This is a genomic window from Acinetobacter sp. YH12058 (assembly GCF_013419805.1).
Lineage (GTDB): Bacteria > Pseudomonadota > Gammaproteobacteria > Pseudomonadales > Moraxellaceae > Acinetobacter > Acinetobacter towneri.
Map to the genome: position 1 here is coordinate 76829 of NZ_VOZL01000007.1, position 11517 is coordinate 88345.

At 42.5% G+C, this 11517-nt stretch carries 10 protein-coding genes; 7 read left to right on the forward strand and 3 right to left on the reverse strand.

All coding sequences use genetic code 11. From position 1 onward, the window contains the following. Nucleotides 1-18 precede the first annotated feature (18 nt). Nucleotides 19-1137, reverse strand: coding sequence for an ABC transporter ATP-binding protein (locus tag FTU09_RS06465; protein ID WP_180079845.1), 1119 nt, complete (start codon nucleotides 1135-1137; stop codon nucleotides 19-21). Between the two features lie 267 nt (nucleotides 1138-1404). Beyond that, the gene (locus tag FTU09_RS06470) at nucleotides 1405-2760 is read right to left on the reverse strand and encodes an amino acid permease (protein WP_171287414.1); all 1356 of its coding nucleotides are present in this window, start codon (nucleotides 2758-2760) and stop codon (nucleotides 1405-1407) included. A gap of 321 nt (nucleotides 2761-3081) precedes the next feature. Here FTU09_RS06470 and prpF point away from each other — a divergent pair, with 321 nt between their 5' ends. Both prpF and FTU09_RS06480 read left to right on the forward strand, forming a co-directional pair. Next, nucleotides 3082-4272 (forward strand): 2-methylaconitate cis-trans isomerase PrpF, encoded by a 1191-nt coding sequence (gene prpF / locus FTU09_RS06475; RefSeq protein ID WP_180006239.1) that lies wholly within the window; start codon nucleotides 3082-3084, stop codon nucleotides 4270-4272. A 423-nt stretch (nucleotides 4273-4695) separates the two neighbouring features. Then, nucleotides 4696-5631 carry a polyprenyl synthetase family protein gene (locus FTU09_RS06480; RefSeq protein ID WP_178866902.1) on the forward strand — a complete coding sequence of 312 codons (936 nt, stop codon included), beginning with the start codon at nucleotides 4696-4698 and terminating at the stop codon, nucleotides 5629-5631. Between the two features lie 124 nt (nucleotides 5632-5755). On the opposite strand, the gene FTU09_RS06485 is transcribed toward FTU09_RS06480, so the two are convergent. Continuing rightward, nucleotides 5756-6112: a hypothetical protein gene (locus FTU09_RS06485; protein WP_096901797.1), complete on the reverse strand. Its 357-nt coding sequence runs from the start codon at nucleotides 6110-6112 to the stop codon at nucleotides 5756-5758. A 440-nt stretch (nucleotides 6113-6552) separates the two neighbouring features. Here FTU09_RS06485 and ndhC point away from each other — a divergent pair, with 440 nt between their 5' ends. From ndhC to nuoF, 5 genes are all read left to right on the forward strand, one after another. Beyond that, the gene (gene ndhC / locus FTU09_RS06490; protein ID WP_004975445.1) at nucleotides 6553-7098 is read left to right on the forward strand and encodes an NADH-quinone oxidoreductase subunit A; all 546 of its coding nucleotides are present in this window, start codon (nucleotides 6553-6555) and stop codon (nucleotides 7096-7098) included. Between the two features lie 6 nt (nucleotides 7099-7104). Further along, complete coding sequence (locus FTU09_RS06495) at nucleotides 7105-7782, forward strand: NADH-quinone oxidoreductase subunit B family protein (RefSeq protein WP_004975447.1); 678 nt, start codon at nucleotides 7105-7107, stop codon at nucleotides 7780-7782. A gap of 85 nt (nucleotides 7783-7867) precedes the next feature. After that, nucleotides 7868-9655, forward strand: coding sequence for an NADH-quinone oxidoreductase subunit C/D (nuoC, locus tag FTU09_RS06500; RefSeq protein WP_004975450.1), 1788 nt, complete (start codon nucleotides 7868-7870; stop codon nucleotides 9653-9655). 14 nt (nucleotides 9656-9669) lie between these two features. Then, nucleotides 9670-10179: an NADH-quinone oxidoreductase subunit NuoE gene (gene nuoE / locus FTU09_RS06505; RefSeq protein WP_004975451.1), complete on the forward strand. Its 510-nt coding sequence runs from the start codon at nucleotides 9670-9672 to the stop codon at nucleotides 10177-10179. Next, nucleotides 10176-11513 (forward strand): NADH-quinone oxidoreductase subunit NuoF, encoded by a 1338-nt coding sequence (gene nuoF / locus FTU09_RS06510; RefSeq protein ID WP_004975453.1) that lies wholly within the window; start codon nucleotides 10176-10178, stop codon nucleotides 11511-11513. Before nuoE ends, nuoF begins: the two co-directional genes overlap by 4 nt. Nucleotides 11514-11517: the final 4 nt, after the last annotated feature.

An 11517-nucleotide genomic window follows, 5' to 3' on the forward strand; every position in this document is an offset into this window, starting at 1 on the left:
GTATTCCTAATCGAAAATTTAAATGTGAATAGCAGCTAAAGCAGAATCTGGTGTGGTTGATGATTGCTCATCAGATGCCAAGAAAAAACAGCTGTTTAAATCTACAGAAACATAGACTTGTTCGGTATGCTGGAAATCTTGAAGATGATTAACTTGTGCCAAAAGCGTGAGATCATGATCGCGTAGTTTTAGATGGAGTTGTTGTGCATGACCCATAAAACTGGATGACACAATGCTTGCTGGCAATGCATTTTCACTTGTTGTTTGACTGAGGCGCAATTGATGCGGACGGAAGCAGCAAACGATTGAGTCTTGAGCGTTTACATGTTCTGGTAAATCAATCTTGCCAAATACAGTGTGAATTTCTTGCTGCTTGATGCGCGTTGGAATTTCATTCAATGCTGAAAAATAACGTGCAGCAAACAAGGTTTTAGGCTGTAAATAAAGTTGTTTCGGTGAACCAATTTGAATAATCTGCCCTTGATGCATCAAAATAATTTGATCGGCAATTTGCAGTGCTTCTTCTGGGTCATGTGTCACGATAACCGTAGTCGTTTCAGTTTGCTTGAGCAGTTGAATGGTGTTTTGACGAATTTGATCACGCAGGCGATGATCTAAATTTGAAAAAGGTTCATCCATTAACAAGACTTGTGGTTCTGGTGCTAAGGCACGTGCTAAGGCAACGCGTTGTTGTTCACCGCCTGAAAGTGTATATGGATAGCTGTCTTGATGATGCAACATGGAAACATGCGCTAAAGCTTGTTTGGCAATGGTTTCCCGCTGCGCTTTGGGAAATTTCTTTAAGCCAAACATAACATTGTCTAACACACTTAAATGTGGGAAAAGTGCATAATCCTGAAACACTAAACCAATATTGCGTGCTTCCGCAGGAATCTGTGCTTGCTCACTCCACAAGGTATTTTGTTCCAGTTGGATTGTGCCGCTGCTTGGTGTTTCCAAGCCTGCAATCAGACGTAGCATTGTGGTTTTGCCGCAGCCTGAATGACCTAATAAACACACAATTTGTCCACTCATCGCTGACCATGTTGCTTGTTGCACTGCAAAACGCGAACCAAACTTTTTACTGAGCTGTTGGATCGTCAAGACATTGGCAGGTTGAGCAGCGTACGCATTCATAGTTTATTCACACGACAAATTTTGTGCTCAAATGATAACTAAGAACTCTTCTCATGTAGAGTCTTTTTATCATTTAGAATGTAAATGATGTAGTTTTTGCTACAAAAAGTTGAAATATCAACTGAAAACAATAGGTTGGAATTTAAATTATTTTAAGTGCAGCACTTTATTTATGGGCTATTAAAAGGGGGGCTTAAAAGCAAAAAGTTACTGCCGAAGCAATAACTTTTTAATTTTTAGAAATCTGTACTATGCGTACTATGCAAATTAAGGTTTTTTCGCATTAAGCACTCTAAATAAAATGTACATCAAGACCACCCATACAGGAATCATAATGACTGATTCTTTAAAGCCTTGTGTCCACATAATATAAAGTACCACTGCAATAAACGCTAAAACCAAATAGTTGCTAAATGGTGACCATAGCGCAGGGAACTTAGTTGGAATCGCTAATTTTTTCAGTGTGCTGGTAAATTTAAGGTGAGTCAAACTGATCATCGCCCAGTTTAAAACCAATGCACCCACAACAATATACATGAGGTGGCTTAAAGCTTCTTCGGGTACAAAGTAGTTCAACAATACACAGCCGAAAATTAATACCGCAGAGAATAATACTGCTGGAATTGGCACACCTTGTTTATTCACTTTTAGGAAAATTTTTGGTGCGTTACCTTGTTTGGCCAAACCAAACAGCATACGGCTGTTGGCATACATCCCACTGTTATACACAGAAAGTGCCGCAGTCAAAATCACGAAATTCAGTAAGTGCGCTGCCCATTCAATGCCCATTTGACTAAAAATCATTACGAATGGACTTTTATCTAAACCACCTAAATCTAACTGATTCCAAGGCACTAAAGACAATAGAATGGTGAGTGAACCGATATAGAAAATTAGAATACGGAACACCACTTGGTTAATGGCTTTAGGAATGGTTTTTTCAGGATCTTGCGCTTCTGCGGCAGCCATACCAATCAACTCAATGCCGCCAAAGGCAAACATGAGGAATGCAAGCATGAAGAACAGACCTTCAAAGCCATTCGGGAAGAACCCCCCATGCGCCCAAAGGTTGCTGAATGATGCGGTTGAATTGGCATCTGCAGAAAGTAAGAGATATAAACCAAACACAATCATCGAAACCACAGCAGCGACTTTAATGATTGCTAGCCAGAATTCTGACTCACCATAGAACTTTACATTGCCCAAGTTAATAATGGTAATCACAATGAAAAAGAACAATGCCGAAGTCCAAGCAGGAATATGCGGCCACCAGTAGTTAATATATTTGGCAACTGCGGTGAGTTCTGCCATTGCCACCAAAATATACAAAATCCAGTAGTTCCAACCTGCTAAAAAGCCAGGGAATTTACCTGCATATTTATAGGCAAAGTGACTGAATGATCCTGCAACGGGCTCATGAACAATCATTTCCCCCAATTGGCGCATAATTAAAAATGCAATAAGACCACCAATGGCGTAACCCAAAATAATAGAAGGGCCAGCAGATTGGATGACCTGCGCGGAACCTAAGAATAAGCCTGTACCAATTGCTCCACCCATGGCAATCAATTGAATATGGCGGTTCTTTAAGCCACGCTGAAGTTGTGAAGACTCGTTGTTCAAAGTATTCAGCCCGACAAGGAAAAAGTGACAAGATTGTAATAGATCAAATTTCATTAGCCTAGTAGCTAGACAATAATGAAATAAATTTATGATAAATATTAAAATATTTTATGGTTTTTATTTGTATAAAAGATAAGTGAATCAATATATTAATTTTATTTTTGCCTTATAAATCAAGATGACTGGTTAGGGTAAAATTTACCAAATGTTGTTTTTTTATACTTAAGTCAAGACCGCGATACCTTTTGAATAAAAACCGTTATGATGCAAAAGGGTCTTTTTATATGGCCATAACAATCAAAAAACAAGGGAATAAAATTCATGCGTTTTGCACCACAAGTTAAAATTCCAGCGACTTATATGCGCGGCGGTACCAGTAAAGGCGTATTTTTTAAACTTGATGATTTACCTGCAGCGGCACAGCAGCCAGGCAAAATTAGAGATCAAATTTTATTACGTGTGATTGGCAGTCCAGACCCTTATGCCAAACAAATTGATGGAATGGGCGGTGCAAGCTCAAGTACCAGTAAAACCGTAATTTTAGCCAAAAGCACTCAACCCGATCACGATGTCGATTATTTGTTTGGGCAAGTTTCGATTGATCAGCCATTTGTCGATTGGAGTGGCAACTGCGGTAACTTAACAGCTGCAGTCGGTGCATTTGCGATCAGCAATGGCTTGGTTGATGCCAGTAAAATTCCACAAAACGGCATTTGTACCGTACGTATTTGGCAGAAAAATATTGAAAAAACCATTATTGCGCATGTTCCAATGACGCATGGTCAGGTGCAGGAAACGGGTGATTTTGAGTTGGATGGCGTGACTTTTCCTGCCGCAGAAGTACAAATTGAATTCTTAGACCCTGCCGATGATGGCGAAGAAGGTGGGGCGATGTTCCCAACTGGAAATGTGGTGGACACTTTGCATGTGCCAGATATTGGAACATTCCAAGCGACCTTTATTAATGCGGGTATTCCAACAATTTTCCTAAATGCAGAAGAAATTGGTTATACAGGCACAGAACTGCAAGATGCAATCAATGGTGATGCACAAGCTTTGGCACGTTTTGAAACCATTCGCGCTTATGGTGCTAAACAAATGGGTTTGATTCAGGAAATTGCTGAAGCTGAAAAACGCCAACATACGCCAAAAATTGCCTTTGTTTCTGCGCCAAAAAGTTATGTATCTTCAAGTGGTAAACAAATTCAGGCTGAAGATACCGATTTATTGGTACGTGCATTGTCGATGGGTAAATTACACCATGCCATGATGGGTACAGCAGCAGTCGCGATTGGTACAGCTGCAGCCATTCCGGGAACATTGGTCAACTTGGCTGCGGGCGGGGGAGAGCGTGAAGCAGTGCGCTTTGGACATCCATCAGGTACGCTTCGTGTGGGTGCGCAAGCCGTGCAGGAAAATGGACAATGGCAAGTCAAAAAAGCTGTGATGAGCCGTAGTGCACGTGTATTAATGGAAGGTTGGGTGCGTGTACCTGCGGAAACATTAGAATAAGTTTTGCTTCGAACAGATTTGGGGTTTGTTGACATTTCATAAATGGCTTGCGCTGTAGGCTAAAACTGAGCAGATCAGGCATGAAACGCAGGGAATAGTGGGTCTATTGCCAAGTTTCATAACGCAATCTGAGAAAGTTTTAGCCACAGCCTTTCAGGACAAGCATATTTTTTGCTGCTATTGCGTTATGTGCCAGTCATTTAGAATGACTAAATTTCCTGTCCCATGCCTTATATCAGCTAAAAAATATGCGTTGTCGCAAACATAGATGAAGTGTCAACAGACCCTAATTAACTACATATAGCCTCTATCTCGATAGGGGCTTTCTTATGGCTGAAATGTTATATCAGTTCAGTTAAGGCTTAAAAAACTTTGAATTACAGGTACAATGCTGCAACACAGGCAGCTTACTGCTTATTAGACATGAACCAACCACTCGAGGCGAATGTGTCATCACTTCACGATTTACAGGCGCATGCATTAACCGCAGCCCAACAACGTATTCAGCAAGACTTGCTTACCGCTTTAGAGGCTTTTGCATTGCCAGAACCGTTAAAGTCTGCCGTGCATCATGCCGTCATGTTGGGTGGAAAACGTGTTCGCCCTGCCTTGTGTTATGCCACCGCAGCATTAAGACCGAATCAAAACTCTGCTGCGGTACGCCGTGCTGCAGTTGCGATTGAGCTGATTCATTGCTATTCATTGGCACATGATGACTTGCCGTGTATGGACAATGACTTGTTGCGTCGTGGGCAACCGACGTGCCATGCAGCGTATGGTGAAGATACAGCATTGTTGGCAGGCGACATTTTACAGTCGATGGCATTTGAAATTTTAGGCAGTCGTTTGTTTGATCAGGCTGTTGCAGTAGATCAAGGCATTGTGCTCAAACAGATGCAAATTTTAGCCACCGCTTCTTCAAAAATGGTCTGTGGTCAGGTTTTAGACTTGCAGTCTGAAGGTAAACAGGTAGATCAGGCGACTTTGGAAAATATCCACCGTAATAAAACAGGGGCGTTAATTTCTGCAGCGGTGATGATGGCAGCTGTGACCGTGTTTGATGGACGAGATAAAGCGATTCCGCAATTGCGTGAATATGCGCAGGCAATTGGTTTAGCCTTTCAGGTACAAGACGATATTTTAGATATTATTTCGGATACTGAAGTGTTAGGTAAAACTGCGGGGAAAGATGAACAAGTTGAAAAGTCGACCTATCCTGCACTCATGGGCTTGGAAAAAGCACAAGCTTATGCACAAGAATTGCACGATCAAGCCTTTGCTGCGTTGGCATATTTTAAAACTGATACCGTCTTAGAGTTACAGCAAATTTCCGAGTTTTTATTGTCACGTAAAAGCTAAATTATTCTAGATGGAGGGCTTGTGGCTCTCAATACTCAAAAGCGAGCAGATGCTCGCTTTTTTGTGCTTTATGAAAGTGTTGGCTGTTTTAAGCAACACACTTTAATGCAGATTCTATACGGCTTTATTCTTGTAGCGTTGCATCAGGTGGTAAAATTGCTTTGCCTTGTTTTAAGCTGTCTAAAGCCTCGCGGTTAAAATCTACCAACAAAGAATTATTTTGTGGATCAATCGCATAACGGCTAATTAATTTTTGATCGCCTTGTAAGGTTTCAAGGCGGTATTCATCTGCAATATTCATAATGCCGTCTAAATTAATGGTGGCAGATGCTTTGTCTTGGCGAAATAACTCGTAAATATCACGCAGGTCAAAAATTGCATTTTGTGCGTCAGGATGTTTTTCAAAATAATTTTGCAAATGACGAATAAATAATTGCGCAAACATAAAGTAATTTGGTTTGTGGGTATAGTCTAAGCTCATGTGTTTACTCCTTATTATTCAAATTTTTAATGCTTACTAGGAATAGCACACTCTGGGTGAAAAATTAAAGAAACTCAGGGTCTAAGTTGCAAAAACTACACAAAATTTTGTGCGGCTTAAACTAAGCTGAAACCTGAAGTTGCGATGATCTCTCTATAAATTTAAAAACTTTGCAACGAAACGCTCAATTGGTGTTTTGGAAAAAATAATCACAACTGACTTATCTATTTGTTAAAGCGATTAAGAGCCCTACGGAGTAGTGGAATTCTAAAATATCAAGTATTTGAATAAAAAATCATCCGAAAGACTAAGACTTATGAACTAGCAAGTGAAATCATAAATCAGGTACAATTGGCGTGATTAATTTTGTGTTTGGTGTATTTGAAGGCCAATACATACATTCTTTGTTAATAAATAGGCCTGCCAGGAGTTATCCCCGCATGAGTGCCATTACTCCATACGAATGGGCAATTATTGCCTTCGTGATCGGCGTTACATTTTTATGCGTCTTTATGCTGACCGTTCCTTTACTCCTTGGGGGTAAATCATGGGGGCGTGCGAAGCAAGAGCAGTTTGAGTCGGGTGTTGTAGGTGCTGGTGGAGCACGTATCCGCTTATCTGCAAAGTTCTATTTGGTTGCAATTTTCTTCGTTGTTTTCGACTTAGAAGCACTTTATCTATACGCATGGGCAGCTTCTGTTCGTGAAGTAGGTTGGGTGGGCTTTGCAACGGCTGCTGTATTTATTTTAGTTTTACTCGTTGGCTTAATTTATGAATTATCAACTGGTGCGCTGAACTGGGCTCCATCTGATAAGCGTAAAGCAGCAGGGATTAAACCTAAAATTGGTTCGCCAAATATGGATCTTGCAGAAATCACACGCTTTAACTCAATTGAAGAATTGGTAACGGACCCTACCGGTCAAATTCCAGCTCAATCCTCTGGTCGTGTAAAAAAATCTGCGACTACCTCATCTGACAAGGAGTAACTCGGGATGAAATATACCTTAACCCGTGCGAATCCCGATGCTGATCAATATCCACTTCAAGAGCGTCAGATCGTAACCGATCCGCTTGAAGAAGAAGTGAATAAAAATGTGTTCATGACTCGTTTAGAGGACTTGGCACATACAGCAGTAAACTGGGGACGTAAGAACTCAGTTTGGCCGTTTAACTTTGGTACATCGTGCTGCTACGTAGAGTATGCAACTACCTTAACAGGTGTGCATGACTTGTCACGTTTTGGTGCAGAAGTTATTCGTGCTTCACCGCGTCAGGCAGACTTGATGATTGTTGCAGGTACGTGTTTTGTGAAAATGGCACCTGTAATTCAACGTTTGTACGAGCAAATGCTTGAGCCTAAGTGGGTAATCTCAATGGGCGCATGTGCAAACTCAGGTGGTATGTACGACATTTATTCAGTTGTGCAAGGTGTGGATAAAATCATTCCTGTGGATGTGTACATTCCGGGTTGCCCACCACGTCCTGAAGCATTAATCCAAGCATTGATGTTATTACAAGACCAAATTCAATTAGAGCGTCGTCCGTTGTCTGCGGTGATTGGTGATGATCTTAAGCCAGTGTATAAGCCGAAGATGATGCCAGAACGTGACCGTAAGAATGCACAGCGTATTGCGGTGAAAAACTTACGCTCTATGGATGAAATTAAATAATTTAAACGTACAAATATTGATGCACCCGACGGGTGTAGTTGTCGTTTAGGTTGACTGAATTTGTATTAAATAGGAAGCCAAGCCAATGGCTGAAACTGACATTGCTATGCCAGAATCAACAGCAGTTGATTCACGCCCAGCATTTGCAATTGTAGAAGAGCTCAAAACCAAATTTGGTGAGAACTTCTATGTGCAAACGACTTTTGAAGATTTTCCAACAGTCTGGGTTGAGCGCGCACGTGTACAAGAAGTTTTAATGTTCTTGCGTACAGTGTCACGTCCATACGTGATGTTGTTCGACTTGTCTGCGGTAGATGAGCGTTTGCGTACTCACCGCGATGGTCTACCTGCGTCTGACTTTACTGTGTTCTATCACTTGTTATCGCTAGAGCGTAACACGGACATTCGTATTAAAGTTGCGTTGAATGAGAGTGATCTCAATATTCCAACAGCAACCAACATTTGGCCAAATGCCAACTGGTACGAGCGTGAAGCTTACGATATGTTTGGTATCAACTTCGAAGGGCATCCAATGCTTCGTCGTATCTTGTTGCCAACATATTGGGAAGGTCATCCGTTACGCAAAGAGTATTCTGCACGTGCAACGGAATATACACCGTATATGCAGAACCAAGCCAAACAAGACTTCGAGCAAGAACACCTTCGCTTTGTGCCTGAAGATTGGGGCTTAAAGCGCGGTAATAAAGACGAAGACTTCATGTTCCTGAACTTGGGTCCTAACCACCCATCTGCGCACGGTGCGTTCCGTGTAATTTTGCAGTTGGATGGTGAAGAAGTGAAAGACTGTGTGCCAGATATCGGCTATCACCACCGTGGTGTGGAAAAGATGGCTGAGCGTCAAACTTGGCATTCATTCATTCCTTATACAGACCGTGTGGACTACTTGGGTGGTTGTGCGCAAAACATGCCGTATGTCATGGGTGTGGAACAACTGGCAGGCATTACTGTGCCAGACCGCGCACAATGTATCCGTGTCATGATGTCGGAATTGTTCCGTATCAATAACCACTTATTGTTCATTGGTACTGCAATTCAGGATGCGGGCGGTATGACCCCTGTATTCTATATGTTCGCAGACCGTCAAAAAATCTACGATGCGATTGAAGCTATTACGGGTTACCGTATGCATCCAGCATGGTTCCGTATCGGTGGTACCGCACACGACTTACCAAACAACTGGCAACACCTGATTCGTGAAATCTTAGAGTGGATGCCAAAACGTATGAACGAATACTACACTGCGGCATTACGCAACTCGGTATTCATGGGTCGTACGCAAGGTGTAGCGCAGTATGATGCGAAATCTGCCTTGGCTTGGGGTGTGACAGGTACTGGTTTACGTGCAACAGGTATCGACTTTGACGTGCGTAAATACCGTCCATACAGTGGTTATGAAAACTATGACTTCGAAGTACCTGTAGAGTACGAAGGCGATGCTTACGCTCGTGTACTGGTTCACTTCCGTGAAATCGAAGAGTCATTGAAAATCATCAAACAATGTCTAGATAACATGCCATCTGGTCCATATAAAGCAGACCATCCATTGGCTGTTCCACCACCAAAAGACAAGACATTACAAGATATTGAAACCCTGATTACGCACTTCTTAAGCGTGTCTTGGGGTCCTGTAATGCCTGCTGGTGAAGCATCTGTAATGGCAGAAGTGGTGAAAGGTGCATCGAATTACTACTTGACTTCAGATAAGTCAACGATGAGTTACCGTACCCGTATTCGTACACCAACTTTCACGCATTTACAGCAAATGCCTTCTGTGATTAACGGCAGTCTGGTATCTGACTTAATCATTTATTTAGCGACCATTGACGTCGTAATGGCAGACGTGGATCGCTAAGGGGTAAACGCATTATGATGATTTTGACTGATAAAAAGCCACGTGTGAATGTTGAAGGGATTTTGACTGCGGAAGAAATCCATGAAATTGAACATCACATTGGTCATTATCCGTACCCACGTGCAGCATCTTTAGATGCCTTGAAGTGTGTACAGCGCCGTAATGGCTGGGTAGATGATGCGCAGCTCAATGCGATTGCACAGCTTCTCACCATCAGCGTTGCTGATTTAGAAGGTGTCGCAACATTCTATAACCGTATTTATCGCCAGCCTGTAGGTCGTCACGTGATTTTATTGTGTGACTCGATTGCATGCTTTTTGATGGGTGCAGAAACACTGGCAGAAGCATTCCAGCGTGAATTAGGCATTCAGTTTGGTCAAACGACTGCAGATGGTCGTTTCACGTTATTGCCAATTTGCTGTTTAGGAAATTGCGATAAGGGTCCAACCTTGATGATTGATGAAGATACTCACGGTTTAGTTGAGGTGACATCGGTGCAACAGTTATTGGAGAAGTATGTATGAATACCGAACCAAGACCAATTTATGGTGACGGTAACCCAGAAACGCATCCATTAACTTGGCGTTTAAGCAAGCAAGAGCACGTGCGTAATGCAGATGATTACGAAGCACTAGAAGGTTATGCAGGCTTTAAGAAAGCGATTTCTATGCCGCCTAAAGATGTGCTTGAAGTCATTAAAGCTGCGACAGTAAAAGGTCGTGGTGGTGCAGGCTTCCCAGCAGGGATCAAATGGTCACTGATGGCGCCAAACGACAATTCAGGTCCACGTTACCTGATTTGTAATGCCGATGAGATGGAACCGGGTACTTTCAAAGACCGTTTGTTGATGGAAAAACTTCCACACCAACTGATTGAAGGTATGCTGATTGCTGCGTACACGCTTGAAGCTACCCACGGCTATATCTTTATTCGTGGCGAATACATCGAAGCTGCACAGTACTTAAATGAAGCGATTGAGCAAATTCGTGCCAAAGGTTATTTGGGCGAAAACATTTTAGGTACTAACTGGGGCTTTGAGCTATACGTGCATACAGGCGCAGGTCGTTATATCTGTGGTGAAGAAACCGCATTGATTAACTCGCTTGAAGGTCGCCGTGCTAACCCACGTACTAAACCACCATTCCCGCAAGTTGCAGGGGCATGGGGTCGTCCAACGATTGTCAACAACGTAGAAACCTATAACAACTTACCTGCAATCATGTTGCGTGGTGCAGAGTGGTATATCGGTTTATCTGCAGGTAAATCGAAAGACCCTGGCACAAAAATTTACGGTGCTTCTGGTAAGGTGAAATTCCCAGGTCTATGGGAGCTTCCATTTGGTACGACTGCACGTGAAGTAATTGAAGACTATGCGGGTGGCATGCGTGATGGCTTGAAGCTAAAAGCATGGTTACCGGGTGGTGCATCTACCGACTTCTTGGCAGCAGAACACATTGACTTGCCTATGGATGCAGAAAGCATCATGAAGGCAGGTTCACGTTTAGGCACGTGTTTGCTTATGGTGGTCGATGAAACCCAATGTATGGTTTCTGCAACCCGTAACTTAGAAGAATTCTTTGCGCGCGAATCATGTGGTTTCTGTACCCCATGTCGTGATGGTTTACCGTGGGCTGTAAAAGCACTCAAAGCAATTGAAAATGGCGAAGGGAAAGAAGAAGACATTCAACATCTTCAAGAACTCACCAAAAAATTGTGGATTGGTAAGACCTTCTGTGCTCACGCACCAGGTGCGATGGAGCCATTAATGGGCGCACTCAAATATTTCCGTGGCGAGTTTGAAGCAAAAGTGGCAAATAGCCGTCCTGCTGCTCAAGCTAGCAACGTAGAACAAGCTTAAGGAA